Source organism: Chlamydia buteonis (assembly GCF_900634605.1).
GTDB classification, from domain to species: Bacteria; Chlamydiota; Chlamydiia; order Chlamydiales; family Chlamydiaceae; genus Chlamydia; species Chlamydia buteonis.
In genome coordinates, this window is the sequence record NZ_CAAAFM010000001.1 from 657,983 (window position 1) to 684,091 (window position 26,109).

The following is a 26,109-nucleotide window of genomic DNA, read 5'->3' on the forward strand; positions in this document are numbered from 1 at the left end:
TCTCGGTTCGGAAGAGGCGTAACAAGTTCATGAGTAATCAAGAATTCGATTTAAGCAAGATTAGAAACATCGGTATCATGGCGCATATCGATGCAGGAAAAACGACAACTACGGAAAGAATTCTTTATTACGCTGGAAGAACTCATAAAATAGGTGAGGTTCATGAAGGCGGGGCCACCATGGACTGGATGGAGCAGGAGCAAGAAAGAGGTATTACTATTACCTCTGCTGCAACGACTGTTTTTTGGTTAGACTGCAAAATTAATATTATCGACACTCCAGGCCACGTCGATTTTACTATTGAGGTTGAGCGATCTCTACGCGTTCTAGATGGTGCTGTAGCCGTGTTTGATGCAGTGTCAGGAGTCGAGCCTCAGTCAGAGACTGTGTGGAGACAGGCGAATAAATACGGTGTTCCTCGGATTGCTTTTGTAAATAAAATGGATCGTATGGGTGCAGATTACTTTGCTGCCGTAGAGTCCATGAAAGAGAAGCTTGGTGCTAACGCTGTTGCTGTGCATTGTCCTATTGGCTCAGAGAGTCAGTTTGTTGGGATGGTCGATCTTATTTCTCAAAAAGCTCTTTACTTCTTAGATGAAACTCTAGGTGCTAAATGGGAAGAGCGTGAAATTCCTGAAGAACTTAAAGAAAAGTGTGCCGAACTTCGTTACGCTCTTCTCGAAGAGCTTGCTACGGTAGATGAGAGCAACGAGGCTTTCATGATGAAGGTTCTTGAGGATCCAGACGCTATTACAGAAGAAGAAATTCATAGCGTTATGAGAAAAGGGGTTATTGAAAATAAAATCAACCCCGTATTGTGTGGGACCGCTTTTAAAAACAAAGGAGTGCAACAACTCCTTAATGTTATTGTCAAATGGTTGCCATCTCCTAAAGATCGCGGAACAATTCATGGAATTAACCTAAAAAATAATGAAGAAGTCTATCTAGAACCTAGAAAAGACGGACCGCTAGCCGCTCTTGCGTTTAAAATTATGACGGATCCTTACGTCGGTCGTATTACCTTTATTCGTATTTACTCTGGCACTCTTAAAAAAGGTTCAGCAATACTGAATTCTACTAAAGATAAGAAAGAGCGCATTTCTCGTTTGTTGGAAATGCACGCGAATGAGAGAACAGATAGAGACGAATTCACAGTTGGTGATATTGGAGCTTGCGTAGGTTTAAAATACTCAGTAACAGGGGATACGCTTTGCGAAGAAAATCAAGAAATTGTTCTTGAACGTATCGAAATCCCTGAGCCTGTGATTGACATGGCTATTGAGCCAAAGTCCAAGGGAGATAGAGAGAAGTTAGCTCAAGCATTAAATGCTCTTTCCGAAGAAGACCCCACTTTCCGTGTAACTTCAAATGAAGAAACTGGACAGACAATTATCTCCGGCATGGGTGAGCTACATTTAGATATTCTTCGTGATCGTATGATCCGCGAATTTAAAGTAGAAGCTAATGTTGGCAAACCTCAAGTATCTTATAAAGAAACGATTACTACAAATAGCAGCAGTGAAACAAAGTATGTAAAACAGTCTGGCGGTCGTGGTCAATATGCTCACGTTTGCCTTGAGATTGAACCAAATGAACCAGGCAAAGGGAATGAAGTTGTCAGTAAAATTGTTGGCGGCGTCATTCCTAAAGAATATATTCCAGCCGTTATGAAGGGTGTGGAAGAAGGGTTAAATACAGGCGTTCTTGCCGGCTATGGTTTGGTTGATGTTAAAGTGAACATTGTATTCGGGTCATATCACGAAGTGGATTCCAGTGAGATGGCGTTTAAGATATGTGGTTCAATGGCGGTTAAAGAAGCTTGTAGAAAAGCTGCTCCGGTAATTCTAGAACCTATTATGAAAATTGCAGTAATTACTCCTGAAGATCATCTAGGAGATGTTATTGGAGACTTAAATCGTCGTCGTGGAAAAATCTTAGGTCAAGAATCTTCTCGAGGTATGGCACAAGTAAATGCCGAAGTACCCCTAAGTGAAATGTTTGGGTACACAACATCTTTAAGATCCTTGACTTCCGGAAGAGCAACATCAACAATGGAACCCGCCTTCTTTGCTAAGGTTCCTCAAAAAATTCAAGAAGAGATTGTTAAGAAGTAAGGAATATATGAAGCAGCAAAAACAGAAAATCCGTATTCGTCTGAAAGGATTTGATCAAGGGCAACTAGATCGATCAACTGCAGATATTGTTGAGACTGCTAAAAGAACAGGCGCTCGTGTAGCAGGTCCTATTCCATTGCCTACAAAGAGGGAAGTGTACACTGTGCTACGTTCTCCTCATGTAGATAAAAAATCTAGAGAGCAGTTTGAAATTCGTACTCATAAGCGTTTAATAGATATCCTAGATCCTACAGGAAAAACTATAGATGCTTTAAAAATGTTAGCTCTTCCAGCAGGAGTTGATATCAAAATCAAAGCTGCATAAATTCATCTGACTCGGCTATGCATTTGTTAGAGAAATTTAAAGCTCAGAGAGTGTCTCTTCTCTCAAGAGAGCTCATTTCTTGTTGCGATTCCGCTATTGCTTCTTCTGATGCAGGTCACGTTTATCAATTGTTCTTTAACACAACAGGCTCTAATCTGTCCTATAAGGTGGGGGATTCTCTTGGTGTATTTCCAAAGAATCCCATGCATGTTGTTGAGGAGATCCTTGAGTGCCTAAGTTATTCTCCAAAACAACTAATACAATCTCGAGAATCTTCTCAGATTTCCCTCTATAATTTCTTAAGATGTCATACTAATGTAAATAAACTTCCCCCAAAGCTTAAGTCTTTTTTCCCTGATCTAGAAGAGGCTATGACTTTCTACGATGCGATACGAAAATACAAACCCAATATTCCTGTGGAATTGTTTGTAGAGAGTGTTTTGCCCTTATTGCCACGATTTTATTCTATAGCTTCAGCTCCCAATCCTAATGAGAATAAGATAGAGCTCTTAGTCAGGCTTGTGAATTATTCAGGGGAATATGAGCAACGCTACGGTGTCTGTTCTTTCTTTTTGTGTAAGGAATTAGAGTTAGGCAAGAGTTGTAATGCATTTGTACAACCGACAAAGCACTTTACTATTGCGGATGATGTACAAAATAAACCTATTGTGATGATTGGTTCAGGAACAGGAATTGCTCCTTATAAAGCGTTCGTACAACAGCGTATCTACAATAACGATTCTGGTATGAACATGCTCTTTTTTGGAGAACGTTTCGAAAAAGCAAATTTCTATTACCAAGATTTCTGGAAAAAAGCCGTCGAAAATAAGTTATTAAAACTATTTTTAGCGTTTTCTCGTGATGGCGATCATAAACTTTATGTGCAAGATTTACTCAAACAACAAGCAGACCTTGTTCTAGAAGCTTATAAAGAGGGTGCCTATTTCTTTGTATGTGGAAGTAAGCTATTAGGAATCGAGGTAAAAAAGACGCTAGAAGACATTCTAGGAAAGAATAAGCTCTCCCAATTGAAGGAAGAGCGCCGTTATGTTGCTGATGTGTATTAACCGCAATATTCCATAACTGTAAGTACACAAAAACATTGAACACCATCACCACAACCAAAATCACTTAATCCCTCTCCTGAAGTCGCAGTAATGCCTACAGATCCTAAGGGGATGTTCAAAGCTGAAGCAATACTTTGTCGCATAGCAGAGAGTTTTGGGAGGAATTTCGGGCGATTCCCTTCAATAGTAATGGCCACGTGAGAAATCATTTGGTTCGATTTTAAAGACTTTATAGCTTCAGATAAATATACGCTACTGTCTGTAATGCCACGAGTGTGGAAAAGCTCGTCAGCAACTTCTCCTAGTATGATTCTATGAGTGACAGAAGAAATAGCATTGCAAATAGCATGGAAAATAATGTCCCCGTCGGAATTTGCTTGGAAACCAGGACTATTTTCAAAGATAACTCCAGCTAAAATGCAGGGTTTTGCAGAACTTTCAGAGAGGAAACGATGGCTATCTTGCCCGATTCCTACACGGTAAATCCACTGCGGTTTAGGCAAGGAAAAGTCATTTTCTGCGTTCATACTTGTTGTACCGTTTTTAATTTCTTTTATTGAGAAACAACCACCTTGAATTTAATGCATTTACGCATACCTAATTTTCAAGATTTTAACACAGTTGAAAATCTCTTTGAGCACTATACAAAATAACTAGAATTCACGCACCTATACATATATAAAAATTATTCTATTAAACAACATTAACTGGGAATAAAAACATTATTTCAATAAGGATAAAACGTTTATTAAAAAACAAGTTGTTTTTTAAGTTCAAATCGTTAATTATATTACAGTTTTTCTTTTTAATAAGAGTTTTACCATGAAGATTAGATACCAAACAACTGAAGAATTCGATCAAATGATCAGTCAGGTATGCCCAACAAGGCTCCAGATGATATTCCCTAGAGATGATGAAGGCATTTGGGATATTCATTATGACTGGAATCTCAAGAACTCAATAGCCCGTAGAAATTCTGTGATGGCAGCATTTCCATTAGTCGGTTCTATCATGGGATTGACTAAACTGTTTAGTGTGTGGTCTGTTAATCTTAGAGAGGATAGTATAAAAAAAATATTTGTATACACTATTACAGGATTAATGGAGTTTTGTGGTCTAGGTATCGTGACTCTAGCATTGAAACTTTTGTATACATTTGCACTCTATTGTTGTAATTGTAGAAAACCAAATTTCAGAACTTGACAGCTCCTCACATCGTTGAAATCTACTATAATTAACACCCTAGCGTTCTGAGCGCACTTTTTCGTAAACTCTTTGATTAGAGTTCATGTTCTTAGAAATATCATTGCTTTAAAGCGAATGTTTCCCTATGATAATCTACTGAAATGGCTGGATAGCTCAGTTGGTAGAGCAGAGGATTGAAGATCCTTGTGTCGTCGGTTCGACCCCGGCTCCGGCCATGCTCGGTTAAAATTCAATGTGTCTAGTTTGTCTTGAAAAACTAAAATTAAGGACTTTGTATTTTTTATAATTTCACGGTTTGCTAAAGTATCTAGCAGTATTGAGTCCTGATCACAGAATAAAGAATCATAAGGGAAGATTTAATGAAGTCTTACGCAATAATTCAGACCGGAAGCAAGCAATATCAGGTTTCCGAAGGAGATATAATTGACGTCGAATTATTAGACGGTGTTTCCGAAGGACAAGAAGTTGTTTTCGATCAAGTGTTGTTTACTTTTGATGGGTCTAAAGTTTCTTTAGGGACTCCTACAGTAAAGAATGCTGTAGTAAAGGGTGAATTGTTATCTCAAGTTCGTGGAGAGAAGGTCATCGCCTATAAGTATAAAAGACGTAAAAATTATCATCGTAAGATCGGTCACCGTCAGAACTATCTTAGGGTAAAAATTAGCAATCTAGTGATTTAATCGACTAGTGGAAAACTAAAGGATTTTGAAATGGCACATAAGAAAGGTCAGGGAGCAAGCCGTAACGGTCGCGATTCAGAGTCAAAGCGTCTCGGTATGAAAGTGGGCGCAGGGCAAAGGGTTTCCACGGGAAGTATTCTTGTAAGACAAAGAGGCACTAAGTGGCATCCTTCGAAAAATGTAGGTAGAGGTCGTGATGACACTCTATTTGCTTTAATAGATGGTATTGTTGTCACTAGGAAGACAGATCGTACATATATTTCTGTTCTTCCAGAATAAGTTTTACGGACTCTTCAAAAACTAAGTTTGTCTAGGAAGCTCTATTTTTTGCTTATGCATAAAATGGGGCTTTTCTATTTTTAACAGCGTTTGCGATTTAGGGGATAAATACACAATGTTTTTAGATCAGATTACCATAGAGTTGCGTGCTGGAAAAGGTGGTAACGGTGTTGTCGCTTGGAGAAAGGAAAAATATCTGCCAAAAGGCGGCCCCTATGGCGGTAACGGTGGTGTCGGTGGATCTATTGTTATAGAGTCGGCTACACATGTGTACTCTTTTGAATCCTATAGAAATATACGTTTTTTAAAAGCCGAAGACGGGCGACCGGGAGCCACAAATAACCGTTCTGGGAAGAACGGTAAAGACCTCGTCTTAATCGTTCCCGAAGGAACTTTACTAAGAGATGTAGCCACTAAAGAAATTCTATATGACTTTGCTAAAAGCGGAGAGCGTTTAGTTGTTTGTCGTGGAGGTAAAGGAGGTAAGGGGAATACGTTTTTCAAAACATCCACAAACCGCGCTCCTACGAAAGCAACTCCCGGCAAGCCTGGAGAAATACGCCAGGTTGAGCTGGAGCTAAAGCTTATAGCCGATATTGGCCTTGTGGGTTTCCCTAATGCGGGAAAATCTACATTATTTAACACTCTTGCAAGAACAGAAGTAAAGGTAGGAGCTTATCCATTCACTACACTTCAGCCTGTATTGGGGCTTGTTCCATGCCAGGAAAAACTATACCAGAAACCCTGGATTATAGCAGATATTCCTGGAATCATAGAGGGAGCTCACCAAAATCGTGGCTTAGGGCTAGATTTCTTAAGACACATTGAGCGTACCAGATTATTGTTGTTTGTTATTGATATTTGCGGATGCGAGAGATCCTCCCCAGAAGAAGACCTACGTATTCTTATGGATGAGCTTTTACATTATAGGGAAGATCTCGCAGACAAGAATAGGATTATAGCTTTAAACAAGATTGATGATCTTCTTCCCGATGAAAGGCAAGAACGTCTAGAAAGTTTTCAAAAACTCTTCCCTTCTGAGAAGTTTGTATTAGTATCCGGACTTACTGGAGAAGGGGTCGACTTACTTAATAGTCTTTTCACAAATAAACTAGCCGTATAAACAATCCCCATCAAGATAGCAATTGTTGGTCCTGCAGGGAAATCTAAAGCATAGGCAATGACAATCCCGGAAAATGAGCATAAGATGTTCAAGAGAACAGAAATCATCATAATCCGGACCATTTTATAGGAAAACCTGCAAGCTATCGATATAGGCAAAACTAGCATGCTTAGCATTAAAATTACGCCCATAATGTAAATTAACATTACGATAGTAATTGCTGCTAGGATAAGCAGAAGGAAGTACCAAGTTTGTACAGAATACCGGCTAAGCATCATATATTTTTCATCGAAACATAAGGAAAGAAAACGGGTATGGCAAAGTGCTACAATTGTAAGCACAATAACGTCTAAAATTCCTAGTCTAAAGAGATCTTGGGTGGTTACCCAAAGAATATTGCCAAAAAGGAAATTGACTAATTCTGAGTTAAAAGCAGGAAGCTGCGAAATGAAGATAATACCAATAGCCATACCTACAGACCAAATCATAGCAATAAGAGCGTCTTCTCTTTCTTGATATTTGAGATGGATTTTCCCAATACAGAGTGCGAGGATAATCGCTCCGATAATCGCACCATACATAGGGGGAAACTCAATATTCAATCGGTACTGGATCCATAGGGTCAGGCCAATCCCTCCTAAAATAGAGTGGGAGATACTTCCACTAATGGAAACAATGCGTTTTACGACAATGTATGTACCTACAACACCGCCAGCAATAGAAGCTCCTAAAGCAGCAAGTAAAGAGGGAAAGAGTAGAGAAGGTAGAAGGTGATTAAAAAAAGAAATCATAGATCAGCCTTTTTTTCGAAGGAATCACAACAGAACTCTTGGGGTATCGTCAGTGTATTCGTTAGTGTGGTTAAAGTTCTGCTCATGTAAAATACTTTATTGAAGTTGCTGGTTGTATGATGTAAATCATGAGTAATCATGAGGATAGTACACTGAGTATTCAGTTCTTTTAGAATTTGTAGAATGCGTTGTTGATTTTCTGGGTCTATATTTGCTGTGGGTTCATCTAGGATAAGAAGTTTAGGTTGTGAAGACAGGGCTCTAGCTAAAAGAACTCTTTGTATTTGTCCTCCGGATAGATGAGAAAAGCATGTGTCTTTGTGATGTAAAAGATCTACGGTTTCAAGAGCTTGTTCAGCAAGTGCATGGTCATATTTAGAATATTTCCCATGCCAACGTAGAAAAGACAATCTTCCAGAAAGCACAACCTCTTTCACAGAGATAGGGAACGAAAAATCATAAGAGAAGTGCTGAGGGACCCATCCAATGGTAGGTTGTGATTTTTTTGCATTTGCGGGGAACGTTGTTAAAGTTCCTACAGTAGGTTGCAATAAGCCTAATACAAGTAGAGCTAGAGTTGTTTTCCCCCCACCGTTGGGGCCTATAATGCCTATAAAGTCTCCTTCATGAATCGTAAAGGACACTTTATTGATAATCCAGGGGCTTTTCGGTCCATAGCGAAAGGAAAGATCTTTAACGAGTATTTGTACTGTCATAAATTAGCAAAAGTGGTTGCTATAGTTTTTAGATTATATATCACGTTTTCTTCATAGGGATCTAAGTTTACTGTATCCATATGGAAGCGTTCTGCTAGCATAGCACTACTGCGTTTCCCAGCATGACGGAGCAAAACCATAGAAGAAATCCCATGCTTGCGAATGCTTTGCGCAGCGCGGACAACATCTTTAGGGGAGGGCTCTGTGTGGTTACTTTTTTCAACCACATGTTGGAAAAAATTGTAATCCCTACAGAAATACGCAAAAGCTCCGTGAGCGACTAAAATATGACGTTGTTTAGCAGCCGCTGTAATTTTTTGAATTTCTAAATCTAAGTTTTCTAAGGTTTTGAGTAGCTTTGCCCCATTGCTTTGATATAACGTAGTATGTTCTGGGAAATGCAGACATAGCGCTTCTGTGATAGCCATTACTTGTATTTTTAGATTTTTCGGACTTAACCAAGTGTGGGTGTCAAAACTGTGGAATCGGTGTGAACATCCTGTGTGTCCAGGAATGATGTCTATATTTTTTGTCAGATCTACTTGGGGGCAAGAAACATGTTTTTCACAAGACTTTTCAAAGTTTTCTCCCATACGAAACCATAATTGTGCACGAAGAATTTTTTCCATATGTCGTGGAGATAACTCATAGGTATGGGGGTCATAGTTATTGGTAACTATCGAACATACCTTGCAGGTATTTTCTGCTATCTGTTCAACTAAAAATTTATAAGGGGCTATACTGACAAGTACGTGTTTTTGTTCTGGTTTAGATTCTCCAAAGGCACGAGAACAAGAAAAGAAGAACAAAAGAAGGATGAATATTCTATGCATGATTTAGGTAGATTAATGAATTCGACCATTATCCTATTGACCAGTAATTTTAATAAAGAGTGAATTCAAAGTCATTTGGTTGATTTTTTTTAAAAATCCTTTGTGTTCAGACGAATCTTGATAAAAATGGATATATTGAGATATCTTCAAGGGGAGTTTTTCTAAAGAATATCCTTAATCTGGCTAATGGAGAGATGTCCGAGTGGCTTAAGGAGCACGCTTGGAAAGCGTGTGTGCGTTAACGCGTACCGTGGGTTCGAATCCCACTCTCTCCGCCAGTTTCCTGAAAACTTGTTTTTCCTAGCCCTTTTGTTTTGTTAAGTAAAAATAAAAGTTGAGAAATATCCCTCCGTATTTTTTATTCTTGTGTAACAAGGATATTTACTTTAACTTATCCTGATTTTTTAATACTCTAGAACCTCTAAACGTATGCATCTTTGCTGTTTAGATGAAAAAAGTTCTTAGAACCTGCTCAAGTTAATACTTGCCAAGAGAGTTGTGTTCGTTTTTGTTCTTAAGGGTTTTCTTTAGGGATATTCCACAACTTCTTCTCTCTTGTGTAAACGTGTGCATATGTGGGGAGAAACCTTTGGAAGAAGACTTTTTCAAACTGATTCTAATCACCAATAAACAGAATGTTTCGGTAGAGGAGTATCTCGATTTCGTTTTCGCTTGCGTACAATCTGGAGTAACCTCTGTTCAACTTCGTGAAAAGGAACTGTCGTACAGAGAATTTTTGGGTTTTGGAGAAGCATTAAAGTCCATTTTAGATCCTTTGGGGATACCTTTAATTGTAAGCGACAGTGTATCGATGTGTTTGGATTTGGATGCTGCAGGTGTCCATCTAGGACAAACAGACGGTGATGTTATCGAAGCTAGAGAACTTCTAGGTTCTGATAAAATCATAGGGTGGAATGTAAATACTCTCGATCAACTTCTAAACGCTAATACTTTGCCTATTGATTATTTGGGATTGAGTGCAATGTTTGCCTCTCAAAATAAACCCGATGCAACTAATCTTTGGGGTTTTTCCGGTTTAGAACAAGTTGTTTCCCTTTGTGAGCATCCTATTGTCGCTATCGGTGGTATTGACGAAAGCAACGCATCTGAAGTTATTGAAGCTGGCGCTGCGGGTATAGCAGCTATAGGAGTATTTCACAGTTCACAAAACCCAGGCCTAGTAACGAAAGCATTAAGGGAAATTGTTGATAGAGGGCTGAGATGTTAGAACGAATGAACGAAGCGTTGCAATGCTTAAGAAAGGAAAAGCCCGTAATTTTAAACATCACGAATTACGTTTCTATGGATTTCCTAGCGAACTGTTTTCTAGCCATCGGAGCTTCGCCTATTATGAGCGTTTCCGATTTAGAGTTAGAAGAGTTAATAGAATTGAGCTCGGCTGTTTATATTAATATCGGAACTTTAGATCATTTATTCATTCAAAGAGCTTACAGAGCTATAGACCTTGCTGTAAGACAAAATAAACCTGTGATTTTTGACCCAGTCGCTTCAGGCGCTACAAAGATTAGAACAGAGGTATCTCATCACTTGCTTACCCACGCCACAATTGTTCGAGGAAATGCTAGTGAGATCCTTTCTTTCGGCGATGTCACCATGAAAACACCTGGTGTAGATTCTACTAACTCTACACAAGACGCTAAAGATGTGGCCACCGCTCTAGCTAAAGAGTGTTTGTGCGGTTGTGCTATTGCCGTTTCTGGAGCTATAGATTTTATTACTGACGGGAATCGTAACGCAACTGTAGAACTTGGAGATCCGCTAATGTCTTATGTTGTAGGCATGGGCTGTTCTCTAACAGGAGTACTGGCTGCATTTAGATCAGTAATAGACGATTCTTTTGAAGCCACGAGATTAGGTATAGAATATTTCACTCTTTGCGGGATGCTGGCTCGTGAGCGCTGTGAAGGCCCCGGATTATTTAAGGCTTATCTTCTTGATGAGTTGTATGCTTCCGACTTTAATAGGATGCGTCAATACTACGATCGATAAACCCTAAGTGAAATAGAGACACTTGGTATTTTTTAGTTTTGTAATTGAGAAACCTAGATCTAGGTTCTCAATTACAAAACAAGTTCTCTGAAAAAGAACGTTTTCTCTGCACTAGCTATTTAGAATATCATACGTGCGCCGCAGTTGGCAATCTGGACTAATGAAGACATCCCTGCTTCTACAGTGTACGTGCCATATAACGTCCAGTAAGGGCCAAGATATATTTGCGAGCTATATTCAGCTCTTCCAGAATTTCTGCTTGGGATGACACCATAAATTTCCCCAGTTTGCCCTGTAGAGTTAACTCTGTAATTACATTTAGGCTTGTTTCTATAAACCACAGGTACATAAGCAAGGGATAACTTGTTATACATAAGAATATCATATTGCATTAGTGCACCCTCAATAACGAAACCTAAAGGTAAGGTAAGATTTCTGTAGGCGAAGGAGTCGAATGTTCTAGGATCATAGTCAAGCTCTGTAAATTGCTTTTGGCGTACTCCTGTATACTCGGCTTCAGAGTAGAAAGAGAATCTTGTTGTAGAGTTTTGCGTAGGTTCTTTTAAGTCGAGAACCATACGCATATCAAACAGCCAACCAAGATCTTCCCAATTTCCAATATTGCGCTCATGAATTGATGGGTAATAGGTAGTTGTATCGTGCTTCATATAGCCATATGTCATTATCCCTTGAAACAGTATGGGTCGAGGGGCTTTCGTGCGCTTATAAGGCAAATAGAACGCTTTACCGGCATATAATGTCCCTTGGAAGGAGTGGTCAGAACCTTTATGTTTGTAATTATCTACAGCTTTTTCTGATTTAGCGTGGCCGAACACCTGGCTAAATGAGGCTCCGAGGATAAATTCAGGGCGTGGTTTAGCATCAATAGCCAATGAATACCCTCGGCTATGATAGGAGAAGGATCTTGATTCTTCTCCTTGTTCTTTTTGCAAGAACGAGCCTATACCACATAACCAAAGGTTATTGTAAGCAGCATCATCAAAACGTGCATTGTTCAGCATGTTGTTCACAATACCCTGCTTTACAGCAATGAGGGAGTTTTGAGAACCGAGGATAGAGTTCACGTAGAAGTAGTTGTCTCGAGGGATGTAGATCCAGCGGCGGTACTCCTCAAACTTCCAATTGGCTTTGAGAGTGCCGTTTTGATCACCTGGTCCTAGTGTCCAAGAGCCAATATACCCTTTTAGGGGTTTTGTATCTCCTGCTAAGGTGAGGCCAGAGATCTCTACTTTGTTACTTTCTGTCGGTAGCTTGAGCAACTCGATCTGACGATCTTCCCCTAAGTATGGATTTTGGTAAAAAGTTCCTGAAGGGTCGATAAGAGTCAGAGTGCCTGTTAAATAGATTTTTTCCTGAGTTACGTCGGGACTGGATGCATCTGCTCTGGGCAGCGCGTTGTTTTTTGCAATATGAGCTCTATGCACTGCCGCTGGTACAGGTGATACACCTAATTTTAAAGCAGGAGGGGAAGCATCTCCATTTTCTGAGATAATATCACTAAAATCAATAGTGAGGTTATTAATAGCTATGCCCCCGGTTGCCGCTGATGGTTCTCCACTTTTTAGCTGAGTAGAAAGTACCGCACCGGGTCCCATCACAAGTAAAGAGCCGGGTTTTTGATCGAAGGAAACAACGTTTAACTCTGTATTTTTCCCTAAGACTAAGGTCCCGTCATGTAAGACAACCTTTTGCGGAATGACCGATTTATTCTCGTGGTATTCTGAAGAGAATAATACAGTTCCTGTGTACTTGGTAGTAGTACCTCCATTTGATGTTTTATTAATATCTAGAGTTTCGTAGCTATTATTGGAGGACTTAACTGTTTGAGTTCTTACAGCATCATAGAAATTAATCGATTGATTTGCGGCAGCGTTAAGAGTGAGTTTAACTTTTCCTGTAATACTGCAGAAAGAAGGCATGGATTTTTGTCCCATGGGTACGCATTGGTTATTTTTAAATGTAATGCTACCGCCTAGGGCTGTAAGGTTTAGTATAGCATCAGTGCTGCTATTTCCTTCTCCGTAGATCGCTGCACCCAGGTTTTTAACCTGCGAGCGTTGTTGTGCTGGAGTTTGAGCTAGAGTTACCTTATTGTCCAGGAACAGAATAGAAGAAGCTGCTGTGATATCCGCTTTTGTTGTGAAGTAAATAGCACTACCGTCGTTAGCAGAGCTATTGTTAGAGAAGTTCATGTGTCCTTGAGGAATGGATAACGTATCCGCATAGATAACACCGCGATTCTTAGCTGTATTCCCTTCAAAGGAGCAGAACATAGAGTCAGAGAATGTTATTGTACCGTTTTGGGAAGAACCGTTTTTACATCCAATAGCTGAACCATTATCCGCAGAGTTTCCTTTGAAAAATAGTGCTTGGTTTCCTGTAAATGTAATACTGGTTGTTCCTGCAATAGCTCCACCAAAGGTTGCTTTAGGCGAGCCACCTCCTGCACGACCTTCTGCAGCAGGCTGTTCTGCTGGAGTGCATAAAGCAGAATTGCCTACAAAATTTATGGGTTGTGAACAATTGGTAATTGTCACAGTAGGAGAATAAATAGCCCCTCCGGCTATTTGTCCTGTTGTAGTAGATCGTTGTGTTGTCGCCGAGTTTCCTGAGAAGGTTACACTTCCTGAGCTATTTTGAAGTGTGAATTTGGTCTTAGCATAGATAGCCCCACCTTGAATATTAGGATCAGCAGGACTATCAGAACTTGCTGTTTTGTTATTATCAATAACTTTGTTCTCAGAGAAGGTACAACTGCCTTTCAGATTTGTTAAGGTAAGGGTTTCAGCAGAGAAAGCTCCACCGGCAATGTCTGTAGGAACACTAGACTGCGGATCTGATTTAGTAGTTGAGGTAACTTCGGCTTTGTTATTGCTTACAGTTAATCCATCAGGAAGGTTAGTGCAGGTAAGTACTTTGGCATAGATAGCCCCACCGGACTCTTTTGCGGTATTATCTGAAATCTGTGAAATTTCTATACCTTCAAGAGTCAATGCTTCTGTGAAATACAGCCCACCACCGGATTTCCCTGCAGAGTTCCCGGTAATATTTAGATGGTCTAGACGAGAGATCTTCCCTTTTTTCCCATAAACGCCCCCACCACTTTCTGTAGCATTGTTTTTTGTTACGTTGGCTGTAATGACGTAATCAACTTTAAAGTCTAACTCTTCTTCAGGTTGTGCCGCAATTGCTAAGACACCTGCTGGAATGCTTGTCGTACACAGCCCAGCACCATTTTTAGCAGAGTTTTGACCGATATCGATTAATTCAAGGTTAGTCAACGAAGCTTGCGTTGTGTAGACACCGCCACCATTTTCTGTGGCTTTGTTGCCGGTGATAACAGCACTTCCAAAGACAGGAACTATAGTTGGTGTTGTAGAAGAGGAAGTATTCGGATTGGGGAATGTAAAAGAAAGCGCTTTAGGAATGTATGCTCCACCACCACTTTTGCTTGAGGTATTGTTGACTAAACAAAAACTCTCTAAGTTTGATAAGGTTAGAGATTTGGTTTCAGCTAGACAGATACCGCCACCATTTTCTGTAGCTGTGTTGCCTTGAAAGAGTGTTTTCCCTGTGAGGTTGGTAAAGGTAACATCGCTTTCGCAATACAACCCGCCCCCAGATTTTTTTGAGGTATTTGTTGTAAATTGTATTCTGTGAGAATTACTACAATTTAGTGCCCCTTTGACGTACGCACCCCCACCATGATCTGTGGCTTGGTTATTTATAAATTCTAAAATAGAAGTAATATTAGAAACTGTGAAAGCTTTCTCAACATAGATACCCCCACCTTTTCCTAAAGGAGGTACAAGAGGCTTGGGAGCTGGTTGTTCTGCTACTGAGGAAGACAGTGCTTGAGCAACAGGTGGTTCTTTGCTTGGAATAGTAATTTTGAGATCGTAGTTTCCAGCTTTGTTAACACCAAAACGGACTTGAGAAAGGTTGGTCAGGGTTACGTCCCCTAGGCAATAGATAGCCCCACCACCTGTTTTCCCACTGTTCGCATTAAATTGTGTGAGTACGGTGGAATCTTGTATTGTAAGATTCCCTTTTGAATAAATTGCTCCGCCTCTCGTATCTGCGGAGTTGCTTTGGAACCTTAAGTTAGCAATGTTATTAAGGGAGATGGTTTTATCTCCATAAATGGCTCCTCCAGCTCCTGTAGCAGTATTTAATATAAAGAGAGTGTCTTCAGAACCATCACTAATGGTAATAGTATCCAAGCCAAAAATTGCTCCTCCAGAGCCTTTGATAACAGAAGGAGTCTCTTCTTCTTGCTGTTTAGCTACCCCTACAGAGGCTTGAACCTTTTCAGGGACTACGGCCGATTTTGCAGCTTCTGCTTTGTTATGCGCATCGATTTGTTCTTTAATTACATCAATAATGGGAGGAAATTCTGCAGAGTTTCCTCGGAAAGTCATATCTTTGTAAGTAGAGATGACAATAGCGCCTTTAGCAAAAGCGGCACCTCCATTCCCTGCAGTTTCTGTCGTGTAGGTTGGGAATGTAGGTGTTTGAGTCCCTGCATCTTGTGCTATTAATTCTTGAGAGAAGTATCTAGGAAATAGATTCGTTCCCTTTAATTTAGAAGGAACTAAACCACCAACTCCAGCTCCAGTTGCTGGTGTTGATGGTAGAAGGGGAATCAGAGGGATAGGAACGCGGGCAGCGTTATTTGTAAATTCAATAGAGTTTAGGATATTCCTAATTGTCAGTGTGGAGTCGGTAAATAAAGCACCACCAGCTTGTTGGGATAGATTATCCTGGAACGTAAGGTTTTCTAGACCATCAAAAGATATAGGACCTTTGGAGTATATAGCCCCACCTGGTCCTGTCATTTTAATTAGGGAGCAGGATAATGACCCTGGGTTTCCTGCATGTGTAATGAATGTTATAGGACCCATTTTGTCATTGTAAAAAGCACCTCCGCCTTTAGGAGTAGGAGTAGAAGTAGACGCATCTGTGGTGGAGGTAGAGACGGCAGTAGAAAATGCTGAAGATAATGAGAAACCTAGAGGGTTAGGTTTTTTATCTGCGAACTTCCCTATGTCAAAAATTCCCTGATCCCCATCTAACACATACGAACCAAATGATGTAACATTCAGGTCATCTGGGCTATGATACAACTTTTCTTGAGGTTGTGTAAAAGTACTCTCATATCCTGTTGAAGTACTCGTACTTAACTTATTCTCACTCTTTTGTTTGCTTGAGCCCGTACTACTTTGTGGAGAAGAATCAGGTTCTACTACTCGATTAGGTTTAGGATCAGGAATATTAGTGAAAGTTGTGAAAGAGACGTTCCCAGTAATTGTGTATGTTGTTCCGCTGTCATCTTGTGTTTGCTGCGTGAAATTCTTTGATAAAGAATCCGAAGCACTTGATCCCGACCCTCTGTAGCTGGAGTTTAATTCTTTCGAAAGAGGTTCACCAAATACTGTAATCGAGGGGAGTACGGCAGCAAAAACAGCTGTAGCAGATAGCCACTTCATAGAACAAAAACCTACTGCGAATATTCACTGTCTAGATATGTGTTAGATAAATCAGAAAGGCAAATTAGGCAAGGGATAATAAAAGAGAGCAAGAAAGATCAAGATATTAGAGATAAGCTTTAGGGAGACAGGAACCCATCTGTAATATCTTGACGCAAGCTATTCATAATCTCTGACAAAGTTCATAGTCAAGGAAAAATTAGAAACTTAGAGATATACCGCCAAAAGCATCGCCAGAGAAGGTGTTCCCTTCGCGTTGTATGGTTGAGATTCCTAAATACGCCTTAGCCAGTTTACATTTGAAGGTGGTACGGAATTTCAGGTTTAGTGCTTCTTTCCCCATAAAGACGCCGCCAACTTTCCAGGAATGCTGATTCAGTATTAATGAAGCTGTAGTTAAAGGATCTTCTCTGAATAAGTCCTTAATATAGGCCATGCTAAATTCTGATAAAAGGGAATATTTGGCTCCGAAGAAACGTAGTTCTAGAGAGACCCCTGTAGGAAGAGCAAGGTTACTTAACCGTGAAGAAGCAAAATACCGAGGATCATATCCTGTTTCTATGAAAGGATTTTGGTTAATTGTAGTATATTCAAGATTGACAAAAGGAGTGATTTTAAGACAGCGAATTCCCTTGGGGTAGGCATAGGATAAACCTACACTGCCACGAACTCCTTGGTTTTTCCACGACCCACGGGTGATGTCCTTTTTAGAAAACCGATGTTTCATAACATGAGACTCTTCCGCATAGCTTACAGAAGAACGAAAGGATAAAGCTTTCCAATTTTTAAAAGCTGCCACTGTACCCATCAACATATGCGAATGACTTTTCCCCGGAATGTTATCTTGAGAACTGGAACCGTGAAGTTGTGAAAATGTAGCACAAACAACAGTATTTGGAGAAAATGGGAGCTTAATCCCAAGATTATGACCAGCCTGTGTCGTAGAGAAGTTGTTATAGTTATCAGTATTTTGCTCCATAATGCTAGAGACAATACCGCCAAAAATACAGATATGCTTTATGGGAAGCAGCGTGTTATTATTTAGGTAGTTATCAAGAATGGCATCATTGGAAGCGTGCATACCTGCAAATGTTGACCATACAGAAGATGGAACCAAAGAACCTTCCTTTTCGGGATTTAAAATGAACGTCCCGGTAGGGATCCATAATGCTCTTAATGTTTTGTGTTTTTTTGAATCTTCTTCAGACCAGTTAAATTTCCATACCCCTTGATAGCCATATGTATTTTGTTGTACGGCGATTTCTTCAGGAACAAATTTTTCCGTATGAATGTTTTTGTCAGATTTGAAAATGATTTCCATCTGATATGGCTGGGATGCCAAACTATGGTTGTCATAGAATATATTGTCAGGATCATGAATTTGCGGCGATCCCGACAGTTTGATTTCGGAATTTCCTGAGCGGATCTCAGCAGGAAGATGCGAGTGGGCAGCATCTAAACCAAAACTAATGTTGGAAATGACTACATCTTTGCCCAAACTATTGTAACTTGTTAACATAGACCCGGGGCTAAGGTTTAACACTCCACCGAATTGCTTGAATTCCTGAACAGCAAGAATAGCACCACCTGTAATGGACAGAGTCCCATTATGCAGATAGACAGGTTGATTCAAGATAGACGTCTTATTAATTTTATCTTGGCGATCTAAAGGGAGTTTCTCTCCAGAGAAAATCACAGAACCACAGTGAAAAATATTGTCAACTGAGTTGATATTTATAGGATGTGAGCTTTGTGACGTCGCGAGAAAGGGATCATAGAAAATAATGGATTGGTTTTCGTTGGCAATGAGCCGAATGTTTTCCGGGGAACCTTTGATCGTAATCGCATTATTATTTATGACTGAAGAGTGCTTGGTGGATATCTTAGCAACATTGCCTGTAAATACAATGTCTCCTGCTTGTGCATGTAAATAGAGTTGAGGTTGCGGACCACTTAAATAAATAGCGCCACCTCCAAGATTCCCTGCAGAATTTTCAGAAAAGATAATTGGTTGGGAAGCTATAAGGTGACAACTTATCGCAGTTATAGCTCCACCTCCTTCTGCGGAGTTTTGGCTAAAGAGAATAGCGGCGTCATTATTTTTCACGATCGTCTGATGAGAATGAATAGCACCGCCAAGGTGGTTAGCACTATTTTTTCTGAAGCACATCGGAGCAGATTGTTTATTTATACTACAAAGATTCGTATAAATAGCGCCCCCAGATTCTAAAGCTTGATTTTCTGTGAAGGTAATTGTATTTCTGTTCTTACTAAACTCTACAGATCCTTGGGCGTTGTAAATTCCACCACCAAATTTTGCCTGGTTTTTCTGAAATAGAATTTCCTGATTTCCGTCGAAGAGAATAGTAGATCCAGCGACTTCGCTACTAATCGCCCCACCATTTCCTGAATGGGAGATATTTTTTACTACTTCTGCTTGGTTATTGATAAAGGAAATCACTCCACGTTGCTCACTAAATACTACGCGATTTGGTTGGGTTCCTGTAAGCAGGATCGCTCCTCCAGGACCATAGCTTACATTGTTTTCAAAGAGGAGTTGAGTGTTTTTGGTGAAAAACATATCTTGCCTAGAAGTAATCACTCCTCCGGTACTTTGATTGTTTTGCACGCGTATGGTTTTTAAATTTTCGAAGTTAAGAAGGGATTTAGAAAATACGCCAGCACCCTGACCCCCTAGTTGTAAATTAGTGAAGTTTAATACTGCTAAGGGAGAGCTCCCTGTAAATGTCAGATTTCCTTCTAAGTTGCGGAATGCTCCTCCAGGTTTATGGATACTGAGACCTAGAAAATCTTTAAGGGTAAACTCACCACGTAGTGTGTAGTGAGTTCCTTGAGGCGATGTAGTTAACATCGTAAATAATTCAGGATCTCCACCTGTATGTATTCCAGATAAAGGAAGAACCACTTCTGTAGCTGATAATTGGGTAACTTGTGCGAGTGAAGAAAGAAATACAAATTTCCAAAAGAACGTCTGCTTCATGTTTCAGAATCCTAGTCGTTTCGCAGTCTAGAGTAAGAGATCTAACTTACATAGAAGAATAAAATAAATACATCGAAATAAAAAATTGATCCAAGCATGTGTTAATAAGCATGGAATAGTTAAAGTCTATTTTATTTTGTTAACTATCTTGAGAATATGCCTCTAAAGACGCTGATAGCATTCTCTTTAGAGGCTATAGAGGGGATAGACAAAGCGAAATTAATCTTTCGTTTCTTCGATCATTGCTTTTGTGAAATCCTTGATTTCTTTAGTTAGATTTTTCGCTAAGGTTTTTGTTTGTTGTGCAAAGGCTTTAGTATGTTCTTTAGAATGTTTAAACAGGGTTTTGCCTTTTTTTGTTCCTGAGGTTTTTACTCTTGAGAGTTTTTTTCTTAACTGCACACCACTTTTTGGAGTGAATAAACAGGTAAGCAATGTAGCTATAAACCCCCCGAAGATTACGCCTCTGAGCCAACGCCAACGTTTACAACTTTTCTTATTGTGCTTGTGATTTCTAAACATACCTTCTTTTCCCCCTACGACAGATTAATCTTTTTTGCGGAATATGCACCAAACAAGCATAGCAACAGCTGCCCACTTTGCTCCTCGGCAGATCTTTCCCATCCAGTTGCTTTTACTTCCCTCACAGATGAAATCTTCAATATCTTTTGGTAAATGCTTGTTGCGTTTGCGTAACCAACCGAAAATAAGCTTTTTCCCTAATAATAAAGGCGCTAGGATCTTAGCTTCAAAATTTAAAATCGTCGTGATCTTACTGATATTTTTAACTATCTTATTCAGTCTATGTAACAAGCTAATAGTTAAAACGAATACTGTTACCATGCACGTGGATAGCAAGACGCAACAGAAAATTATCGCTCCCGTGAGGTAAGTATTCATATAAAGCGAACAAACAATTTTATTTTTTATTATTTAATTTCACTTTTTATTTTCTGTTTATTTTAAAAAAAATTAAAGAAAATACTTTTTAATAAATAAGTTAAAGATAAAGAAAAGAAAATCCCTAACAAGAATTAGGGATATGAGGTTGGTAATGAGCGCGATACGGAAAAAGGAAAGAGTGTTCTCTCTGGAAATTCTTATTTTACAGAGGAGGGGAGCTCTATAGCTTTATCCGACCTTGGGAATTCTACCTCTTTTCTCATTAGGAAGACCCCAAATAGGTTGAAGCATAGGAGAAGGGCTCCTGATACCGACATGACCAACAAAGCTGTATTTTGCGAGAGAAAGCAAAATGCCGGCAATATAATAGCTCCATAAATCGTGTAGATTTTAGATCCTCCCTTTCCGTAGAGAAACTTTGCACATTTTTTCCCTACAAGGAAATACGAAATAATTGTCGTATAGCCTGTTACGAAAAAGAAGGTGGGGAGTAGAATCTTTACCAGAGGGAAGTAGGTCGCTAAGGCGTGCTCCACAGCTTGAGAAGCGTTATCGAGACCCAAAGACCAGGCCCCTGATGCAAGAACCATCAGTAAGCTTAGAGTACAGATAAGATTGTCTATGGCAAGACCTATAATGCTGAGCTGAGCTTGCGTTTCTGGTTTTTTTACAGAACTTTCACTTTGAATAATTGAGTCAAATCCTATACCGATATCTCCAGAATAAGCAGCTCTAGAGATCCCTTGGTGGATAGTGGTTGCTAAAGTACATCCTGCAAACCCTCCGATGGCACCATGTCCTGTAAATGCTGATGAAAATACTGCAGAAAATAGGGAAGGCAGCTGGTGAAACTCTTTCACAAGTATATATAGGGATAACACACAGTATAGGGTAAGGAAAAATGGAAGCACACAAGCACAGATTTTTCCAATACGTTGTAATCCTCCTTGAACTGCGTAGAGAACAAGAAATAGCAAACCAAAAATAGTAAATAACTTCGGAATGTTCCAGCAGTGAGAAATCGTGTCAGAAATAACAGAGAATTGATAAATCTCTACGCCATAAATACAGAGTAAAATAGCTACAATAATCGGTATGATTTTTGTTCCATAGGCTTTATCCAGGAAGTACATAGGCCCACCCTGATAAATACCTTCGTTGTCTACTTTACGAAACTTAATTCCTAAATACACTTCAGAGTATTTTACTATAGAACCTAAAATTCCAGCGACCCAAACCCAGAACAACGCTCCAGGACCACCAATACACGCAGCTGTAACAATTCCTACAACGTTGCCAATACCGATATTCCCACTTGCAGATGCAAAAAATACCTTTAACGGATGCACACCTCTTTCTTCTGGCTTATTTTTAGACGACCCTTGAGAGTATTGATAAAATAGCCTGCAGAATTGAGGAAACTTAGTGAATTGAGCAAAACGAGATTTCCATGAAAAGCTTACCCCCAATAAGAGAATCATAAGAAAAGCCACATATGACCAAAAGAAGTCATCAAAGGCTGCTAGTAAAGACAGGATTGCATTCATTGTAAAAAAATTTTTTTAAATATTTTAAACAGAGCTCCTCATTAAGAAGATAGGGAAACTATTATCTCTATTTTATCTTTTGTTTAGTAGGAAAATAAAGCTTATATATGAAGATTAAAGTTCCTAAAGAGATAAAAATATCGGCAAAATTAAATGTTGGGAAAAACCAACGTTTATAACCAATAGAAATAAAGTCCACGACATGTCTGTAGAATAAAATATCTCCAACGTTGCCAATAGCTCCAGAACAAAGGAGAATTAGGGAAAAACGGATAGAAGAGGAGGTTTTTTTCTTTCTTAAGAAAAGGAAGGCTAGAATACCTAAAATAATTGCTATACGTATAAAGAATAAGAAATATTTATATTTTGAAAATAATCCAAAAGCTGCGCCCTCGTTAAAAGTAGGGCAAATGCAGAAAAGCAGCTTTCCCCAACTATATTGATATAGTATGGGATTAGCATCAGGAAGATTCCCTCGATACAGCAAAACAGCTAATTTAGTCACCCAATCAATAAGGACAAAAAATGAAATAGCAAGGAAAGTAGATCGGGAGCGACTAGACATTAGGATTAGTTTCCATAAAGTAGGCCTTTCTCAAACTGTGATTGAGCTTTGACCGTCATTGTAGCATAGGGGATTGCCATTAACCGAGCCAAAGGAATTTCTTCGCCACTGACATCACAAATGCCGTAGGAAGACTCTTCAATTTTTTCTAAAGCTCGATTAATTTGTCGTAATAACTCATACTCTTTAGTTGTTACTTCTAAGCTGATTGTTCTATCGAAAGTATCGGTACCCTGATCAGCTTGGTGTTGAGAATATCCAGTAGCTTCGTTAGGTTTTTTGACTTCTTGAGCATTTCCCTCTAACGTGTGAGATAGCTTATATTTCATCTCTAGAAGCCTTTGTTTAAAGTTAGCTATTTCGTCCTCAGACAACGGCATAGTTTTTTCTCCTTAACCTTAAAATAATAACTACTTTTCCATATCCGGAGTTGCAGATAGCAAAACTTCCATTAATTCGCCAACATCTTTAAATCTTCTGTAGACGCAAGCAAATCTAATGTAAGCAATCATGTCTGCCTTTTTTAGATATTTCATTACTAGTTCGCCAATTTCTTTGGTAGAGATTTCCCTATTTTGTTTGCCTAATAACTCAGATTTTACATTAGAAGCTATTGCGTGCACTTGATCTTGACCTATACGTGTATGACTAGAGGCGGCATTTAATCCATTAATTAGTTTAGATTCTTGGAAATTCTCGTAGCGACCATCGCGTTTTAGTACCTGCAAAGTTAACTCAACGGTTTCAAAGGTTGTAAATCTTTGTCCACAATTTAAGCATTCTCGTCGGCGTTTAATCGCGTTAGCCTCTGGTGCATTTCTTGAATCTATAACTTTTAATTCCCCATGATTGCAAAAAGGACACTGCACAGGAGCTACCTCCTTAGGTTAAGGTAGTCTAAGAAAATAACAATTTTAGTGCAGAATAAATCTACGCGACTATAAGTTGCAAATTTTTTTTCCCAATTTATAAAATTAAAAACCGCGAAAGACAGATTGCTTGATATAGTTTCGCGACCTTTGCGAAACGACAGCATTTTGTCGGAAAGCTGTTTTATTGTAAATACTAGATGCTCAGGATTTAAGAATGTTTTCTGGAATAGTGCAAGAAGTCGGTAAAATATTTAGTATAGAGCCGAGAGGTGAAGGTTTAACTATAGGCGTGGAAGCTTCTTCTTCATGTATTTCAGGACTCGAGATTGGCTGTAGTGTTGCCATCGATGGCGTTTGTCTTACTGTAGTTAAACTTGAAGAGGGTGGTAAAATGTTTTTCGACATTATTCCTGAAACTCTTGCCTGCACTACAATAGGTGAGAAGGTAATTAGTGATCGTGTAAATGTCGAACGATCTTTAAAAGGGAGCGATGAAATTGGTGGGCATATGGTCTCTGGTCATGTTTGTGGTGTCGGAGAGATTGTGCTTATAGAGAAAAATCGGTATTATTTTCGTGTGCCAAGTTCCTTATCTATATACCTTTTTGAAAAAGGATTTATTTCTATAGATGGCATTAGTCTGACTATTGTCACTGTAGAAGAGGATGTGTGTTCGGTCGGATTGATCCCCGAAACATTATCTCGAACGACCTTAGGATATAAACGAGAAGGATCCAAAGTAAATATAGAGCCAGATATGGCAACCAAAACACAAGTGGATACGTTAAGGCGTTTATATCCTCGATGAACAAACAAATATATGACTTATAAGTTACTAGATAGCGGTGAAGGAAAAAAGTTAGAAAGCTTTGGCTCTATAACTCTTATCCGTCCCTCTTGTACGGCAATTTGGCCGAAGACTGTACCGTCTTTATGGAAAAAGGCCCATGCGGAATATGTAAGATCAGGAGAGGAGGGACAATGGCGTTGTGCAGTCTCTATTCCTGAAAGTTGGCGTATAGATCTTGACATTGTTGATTGCACGCTAAAGCTTACCTCTTTCGGTCATGTAGGGATTTTTCCAGAGCATAGTGGGTTTTGGCCAGAATTGAAATTGAGCATAGAACGGCATTCTATATGCCGGGTGTTAAATTTATTTGCCTATACCGGTTCCACATCTATATTTGCTGCAAAGTGTGGAGCAAAGGTTTGTCACGTAGATGCTTCGAAACCCGCGATAAAGTGGGCTCAAAAGAATGTTGAAAACAATGCATTGCCCGAGAAAAGAATATTTTGGGTTGTCGAAGATGTGTTTTCTTTTTTGCAAAAAGAAATACGTAAAGGGAAAAAGTACGATATCATTCTACTTGATCCCCCAACCTATGGTCGTGGACCTAATGGAGAGATTTTTAAAATAGACAAAGATTTCTTTTCATTATTAGTTTTGTGCTCAAAATTACTTTCAGATTCTTCTTCTTATGTTTTGATCACTTCTCATACTCCTGGTCATACTCCTGCTTTTTTGCAGAGTTTAGCCACACGTGCTTTTGCTTTAGATAGACAGTTTTGGTCCTCAGGAGAAAGTTTTTGCGGCTTAGGAGATCAAGCTTTACCCTCAGGAGTGTTTGCTAAATGGAGTTTATAGGAAAAAATAACCCTAAGGTAAAAGAAGCTGTTGCGTTAAAACATAACCGCTCTCGTAAAGGCTCATTCTTTCTTTTAGAGGGTTTTCGAGAGATTCAAAAAGCTCTAGCCTCGGGATATGAGTGTGAACGGATTTTTTGTGGAACCCGCATCTCAGAAAAAGAACAATCTTTTTTAAATACCATCCAAAAACTACCTTTAGAGAAGGTCTACTGTTTAGAAGAAACTCTTTCCAAACTTTCCTATAAAGAACATCACGACAATTTTATTGCTGTAATGAAGAAACGGTGGTGGTCTCAAGAAGAGTTTTTAGCTCAGAACAGAAATCCTCTGCCGTTTTATTTAATTATAGAACAGGTAGAAAAACCTGGAAATGTGGGTGCGATACTTAGAATAGCCGATGGGGTAGGGGCAGATGGAGTGATTTTATGCGATCCTATCGTCGATTTATATAATCCTAATGTTATTCGTTCTTCATTAGGCACCGTATTTACCTTGCCTATTTGGTCTGCCACTTTGGATCAGGTATTGCAAGTCATTCTTGAGGAAAAATGGCACGCCTTTGTCACCTCTCCTAGAGCAAGTACAATGTATTTTTGTGAAAATTACAATCAACCGCTAGTTTTGGTTTTTGGTTCTGAAAAAGACGGACTCACTTCATCTTGGCTCGGGGGAAATTTTTCAAAAATATCATTACCCATGCTAGGTCAAGCCGATTCTTTAAATTTATCTACGGCCGTATCCGCAGTTGCTTACGAAGTTATTCGGCAACGTTGGGAAGCCTAGTCTAGTAGATAATCAGAAGACAACATCGTTTACAAAATCAAAAATAGTTTACTTTGTTTATCACGCGAAAAGGAATAAAAAATAGATGTGATTAATTATATATAAGGTTTTTTTAATTTTTCTATGTAAACTTGATT

At 39.3% G+C, this 26,109-nt stretch carries 24 protein-coding genes and 2 tRNA genes; 14 read left to right on the plus strand and 12 right to left on the minus strand.

Translation table 11 applies throughout. The features are described from left to right. Positions 1-29: 29 nt before the first annotated feature. Genes fusA through E1N70_RS02995 form a run of 3 tightly spaced genes read left to right on the plus strand, consistent with a single transcriptional unit; the run spans position 30 to position 3,506 of the window. On the plus strand, positions 30-2,114 hold the full coding sequence (gene fusA / locus E1N70_RS02985; RefSeq protein ID WP_131744065.1) for an elongation factor G: 2,085 nt from the start codon (positions 30-32) through the stop codon (positions 2,112-2,114). 7 nt (positions 2,115-2,121) lie between these two features. After that, positions 2,122-2,439, plus strand: coding sequence for a 30S ribosomal protein S10 (gene rpsJ, locus E1N70_RS02990; protein ID WP_006342871.1), 318 nt, complete (start codon positions 2,122-2,124; stop codon positions 2,437-2,439). Between the two features lie 17 nt (positions 2,440-2,456). Then, a complete protein-coding gene (locus tag E1N70_RS02995; RefSeq protein ID WP_131744066.1) occupies positions 2,457-3,506 on the plus strand; it encodes a ferredoxin reductase domain-containing protein in 1,050 nt (349 codons plus the stop codon). On the opposite strand, the gene ispF is transcribed toward E1N70_RS02995, so the two are convergent. After that, a complete protein-coding gene (gene ispF / locus E1N70_RS03000) occupies positions 3,503-4,033 on the minus strand; it encodes a 2-C-methyl-D-erythritol 2,4-cyclodiphosphate synthase (protein ID WP_131744067.1) in 531 nt (176 codons plus the stop codon). The two genes, E1N70_RS02995 and ispF, sit on opposite strands and share 4 nt — an antisense overlap. Before the next feature lie 295 nt (positions 4,034-4,328). Here ispF and E1N70_RS03005 point away from each other — a divergent pair, with 295 nt between their 5' ends. The 5 genes from E1N70_RS03005 (at position 4,329) to obgE (ending at position 6,794) form a co-directional block, all read left to right on the plus strand. After that, positions 4,329-4,709, plus strand: a complete 381-nt coding sequence (locus tag E1N70_RS03005; RefSeq protein WP_244201096.1) for a hypothetical protein — start codon at positions 4,329-4,331, stop codon at positions 4,707-4,709. Between the two features lie 145 nt (positions 4,710-4,854). Beyond that, positions 4,855-4,927 (plus strand) — tRNA-Phe (locus tag E1N70_RS03010). Positions 4,928-5,071: 144 nt separating this feature from the next. Continuing rightward, a complete protein-coding gene (gene rplU / locus E1N70_RS03015) occupies positions 5,072-5,392 on the plus strand; it encodes a 50S ribosomal protein L21 (RefSeq protein ID WP_131744068.1) in 321 nt (106 codons plus the stop codon). 30 nt (positions 5,393-5,422) lie between these two features. Beyond that, positions 5,423-5,671, plus strand: a complete 249-nt coding sequence (gene rpmA, locus E1N70_RS03020; protein WP_006342876.1) for a 50S ribosomal protein L27 — start codon at positions 5,423-5,425, stop codon at positions 5,669-5,671. 115 nt (positions 5,672-5,786) lie between these two features. Then, entirely contained in the window at positions 5,787-6,794 is a 1,008-nt protein-coding gene (obgE, locus tag E1N70_RS03025) for a GTPase ObgE (protein WP_131744069.1), read from the plus strand. Here obgE and E1N70_RS03030 read toward each other — a convergent pair. From E1N70_RS03030 to E1N70_RS03040, 3 genes are read right to left on the minus strand one after another with little or no spacing between them, the layout of a single operon-like run. Continuing rightward, complete coding sequence (locus E1N70_RS03030) at positions 6,692-7,585, minus strand: metal ABC transporter permease (RefSeq protein WP_131744070.1); 894 nt, start codon at positions 7,583-7,585, stop codon at positions 6,692-6,694. The genes obgE and E1N70_RS03030 overlap by 103 nt on opposite strands. Continuing rightward, positions 7,582-8,301, minus strand: a complete 720-nt coding sequence (locus E1N70_RS03035) for an ATP-binding cassette domain-containing protein (protein WP_131744071.1) — start codon at positions 8,299-8,301, stop codon at positions 7,582-7,584. The genes E1N70_RS03030 and E1N70_RS03035 overlap by 4 nt, the downstream gene beginning before the upstream one ends. Further along, positions 8,298-9,134 (minus strand): metal ABC transporter solute-binding protein, Zn/Mn family, encoded by an 837-nt coding sequence (locus E1N70_RS03040; protein WP_131744072.1) that lies wholly within the window; start codon positions 9,132-9,134, stop codon positions 8,298-8,300. The genes E1N70_RS03035 and E1N70_RS03040 overlap by 4 nt, the downstream gene beginning before the upstream one ends. 188 nt (positions 9,135-9,322) lie before the next feature. Here E1N70_RS03040 and E1N70_RS03045 point away from each other — a divergent pair. From E1N70_RS03045 to thiM, 3 genes are all read left to right on the plus strand, one after another. Then, positions 9,323-9,412: transfer RNA gene (locus E1N70_RS03045), tRNA-Ser, on the plus strand. A gap of 311 nt (positions 9,413-9,723) precedes the next feature. Continuing rightward, the gene (gene thiE / locus E1N70_RS03050) at positions 9,724-10,362 is read left to right on the plus strand and encodes a thiamine phosphate synthase (protein WP_131744073.1); all 639 of its coding nucleotides are present in this window, start codon (positions 9,724-9,726) and stop codon (positions 10,360-10,362) included. After that, entirely contained in the window at positions 10,356-11,144 is a 789-nt protein-coding gene (thiM, locus tag E1N70_RS03055) for a hydroxyethylthiazole kinase (RefSeq protein ID WP_131744074.1), read from the plus strand. Before thiE ends, thiM begins: the two co-directional genes overlap by 7 nt. A 119-nt stretch (positions 11,145-11,263) precedes the next feature. On the opposite strand, the gene E1N70_RS03060 is transcribed toward thiM, so the two are convergent. The 8 genes from E1N70_RS03060 to nrdR all read right to left on the minus strand — a co-directional run bounded on the left by E1N70_RS03060 (position 11,264) and on the right by nrdR (position 23,539). Beyond that, complete coding sequence (locus tag E1N70_RS03060) at positions 11,264-16,654, minus strand: polymorphic outer membrane protein middle domain-containing protein (protein WP_131744075.1); 5,391 nt, start codon at positions 16,652-16,654, stop codon at positions 11,264-11,266. 199 nt (positions 16,655-16,853) lie between these two features. Next, positions 16,854-19,655, minus strand: coding sequence for a polymorphic outer membrane protein middle domain-containing protein (locus E1N70_RS03065; protein ID WP_131744076.1), 2,802 nt, complete (start codon positions 19,653-19,655; stop codon positions 16,854-16,856). A gap of 219 nt (positions 19,656-19,874) precedes the next feature. Continuing rightward, entirely contained in the window at positions 19,875-20,177 is a 303-nt protein-coding gene (locus E1N70_RS03070; RefSeq protein WP_131744077.1) for a YtxH domain-containing protein, read from the minus strand. 24 nt (positions 20,178-20,201) lie between these two features. Continuing rightward, positions 20,202-20,555 carry a hypothetical protein gene (locus E1N70_RS03075; protein ID WP_131744078.1) on the minus strand — a complete coding sequence of 118 codons (354 nt, stop codon included), beginning with the start codon at positions 20,553-20,555 and terminating at the stop codon, positions 20,202-20,204. 200 nt (positions 20,556-20,755) lie between these two features. After that, on the minus strand, positions 20,756-22,105 hold the full coding sequence (locus E1N70_RS03080) for an amino acid carrier protein (protein WP_131744079.1): 1,350 nt from the start codon (positions 22,103-22,105) through the stop codon (positions 20,756-20,758). 67 nt (positions 22,106-22,172) lie between these two features. Next, the gene (gene lspA, locus E1N70_RS03085) at positions 22,173-22,670 is read right to left on the minus strand and encodes a signal peptidase II (protein ID WP_131744080.1); all 498 of its coding nucleotides are present in this window, start codon (positions 22,668-22,670) and stop codon (positions 22,173-22,175) included. Between the two features lie 5 nt (positions 22,671-22,675). Then, the gene (locus tag E1N70_RS03090) at positions 22,676-23,050 is read right to left on the minus strand and encodes a TraR/DksA family transcriptional regulator (RefSeq protein WP_006342889.1); all 375 of its coding nucleotides are present in this window, start codon (positions 23,048-23,050) and stop codon (positions 22,676-22,678) included. 30 nt (positions 23,051-23,080) lie between these two features. After that, a complete protein-coding gene (gene nrdR / locus E1N70_RS03095; protein WP_006342890.1) occupies positions 23,081-23,539 on the minus strand; it encodes a transcriptional regulator NrdR in 459 nt (152 codons plus the stop codon). A gap of 217 nt (positions 23,540-23,756) precedes the next feature. Between nrdR and E1N70_RS03100 the strand changes: the two genes are divergently transcribed. Genes E1N70_RS03100 through E1N70_RS03110 form a run of 3 tightly spaced genes read left to right on the plus strand, consistent with a single transcriptional unit; the run spans position 23,757 to position 25,972 of the window. Next, on the plus strand, positions 23,757-24,350 hold the full coding sequence (locus E1N70_RS03100; protein ID WP_131744081.1) for a riboflavin synthase subunit alpha: 594 nt from the start codon (positions 23,757-23,759) through the stop codon (positions 24,348-24,350). Between the two features lie 12 nt (positions 24,351-24,362). After that, positions 24,363-25,187 carry an RsmD family RNA methyltransferase gene (locus tag E1N70_RS03105; protein ID WP_131744082.1) on the plus strand — a complete coding sequence of 275 codons (825 nt, stop codon included), beginning with the start codon at positions 24,363-24,365 and terminating at the stop codon, positions 25,185-25,187. Next, positions 25,175-25,972: an RNA methyltransferase gene (locus tag E1N70_RS03110; protein ID WP_131744083.1), complete on the plus strand. Its 798-nt coding sequence runs from the start codon at positions 25,175-25,177 to the stop codon at positions 25,970-25,972. The genes E1N70_RS03105 and E1N70_RS03110 overlap by 13 nt, the downstream gene beginning before the upstream one ends. Positions 25,973-26,109 lie beyond the last annotated feature (137 nt).

What these genes read in the sequence shown, in the direction of transcription:
- E1N70_RS03090 (WP_006342889.1), bottom strand. Translation starts at nt 23,050, where the DNA reads ATGCCGTTGTCTGAGGACGAAATAGCTAACTTTAAACAAAGGCTTCTA.
- E1N70_RS03110 (WP_131744083.1), top strand. Translation starts at nt 25,175, where the DNA reads ATGGAGTTTATAGGAAAAAATAACCCTAAGGTAAAAGAAGCTGTTGCG.
- E1N70_RS03040 (WP_131744072.1), bottom strand. Translation starts at nt 9,134, where the DNA reads ATGCATAGAATATTCATCCTTCTTTTGTTCTTCTTTTCTTGTTCTCGT.
- E1N70_RS03005 (WP_244201096.1), top strand. Translation starts at nt 4,329, where the DNA reads ATGAAGATTAGATACCAAACAACTGAAGAATTCGATCAAATGATCAGT.
- fusA (WP_131744065.1), top strand. Translation starts at nt 30, where the DNA reads ATGAGTAATCAAGAATTCGATTTAAGCAAGATTAGAAACATCGGTATC.
- ispF (WP_131744067.1), bottom strand. Translation starts at nt 4,033, where the DNA reads ATGAACGCAGAAAATGACTTTTCCTTGCCTAAACCGCAGTGGATTTAC.
- E1N70_RS03070 (WP_131744077.1), bottom strand. Translation starts at nt 20,177, where the DNA reads ATGTTTAGAAATCACAAGCACAATAAGAAAAGTTGTAAACGTTGGCGT.
- E1N70_RS03100 (WP_131744081.1), top strand. Translation starts at nt 23,757, where the DNA reads ATGTTTTCTGGAATAGTGCAAGAAGTCGGTAAAATATTTAGTATAGAG.
- E1N70_RS03030 (WP_131744070.1), bottom strand. Translation starts at nt 7,585, where the DNA reads ATGATTTCTTTTTTTAATCACCTTCTACCTTCTCTACTCTTTCCCTCT.
- thiM (WP_131744074.1), top strand. Translation starts at nt 10,356, where the DNA reads ATGTTAGAACGAATGAACGAAGCGTTGCAATGCTTAAGAAAGGAAAAG.
- rpsJ (WP_006342871.1), top strand. Translation starts at nt 2,122, where the DNA reads ATGAAGCAGCAAAAACAGAAAATCCGTATTCGTCTGAAAGGATTTGAT.
- E1N70_RS03065 (WP_131744076.1), bottom strand. Translation starts at nt 19,655, where the DNA reads ATGAAGCAGACGTTCTTTTGGAAATTTGTATTTCTTTCTTCACTCGCA.
- lspA (WP_131744080.1), bottom strand. Translation starts at nt 22,670, where the DNA reads ATGTCTAGTCGCTCCCGATCTACTTTCCTTGCTATTTCATTTTTTGTC.
- E1N70_RS02995 (WP_131744066.1), top strand. Translation starts at nt 2,457, where the DNA reads ATGCATTTGTTAGAGAAATTTAAAGCTCAGAGAGTGTCTCTTCTCTCA.
- obgE (WP_131744069.1), top strand. Translation starts at nt 5,787, where the DNA reads ATGTTTTTAGATCAGATTACCATAGAGTTGCGTGCTGGAAAAGGTGGT.
- E1N70_RS03105 (WP_131744082.1), top strand. Translation starts at nt 24,363, where the DNA reads ATGACTTATAAGTTACTAGATAGCGGTGAAGGAAAAAAGTTAGAAAGC.
- rplU (WP_131744068.1), top strand. Translation starts at nt 5,072, where the DNA reads ATGAAGTCTTACGCAATAATTCAGACCGGAAGCAAGCAATATCAGGTT.
- E1N70_RS03075 (WP_131744078.1), bottom strand. Translation starts at nt 20,555, where the DNA reads ATGAATACTTACCTCACGGGAGCGATAATTTTCTGTTGCGTCTTGCTA.
- E1N70_RS03060 (WP_131744075.1), bottom strand. Translation starts at nt 16,654, where the DNA reads ATGAAGTGGCTATCTGCTACAGCTGTTTTTGCTGCCGTACTCCCCTCG.
- rpmA (WP_006342876.1), top strand. Translation starts at nt 5,423, where the DNA reads ATGGCACATAAGAAAGGTCAGGGAGCAAGCCGTAACGGTCGCGATTCA.
- E1N70_RS03080 (WP_131744079.1), bottom strand. Translation starts at nt 22,105, where the DNA reads ATGAATGCAATCCTGTCTTTACTAGCAGCCTTTGATGACTTCTTTTGG.
- E1N70_RS03035 (WP_131744071.1), bottom strand. Translation starts at nt 8,301, where the DNA reads ATGACAGTACAAATACTCGTTAAAGATCTTTCCTTTCGCTATGGACCG.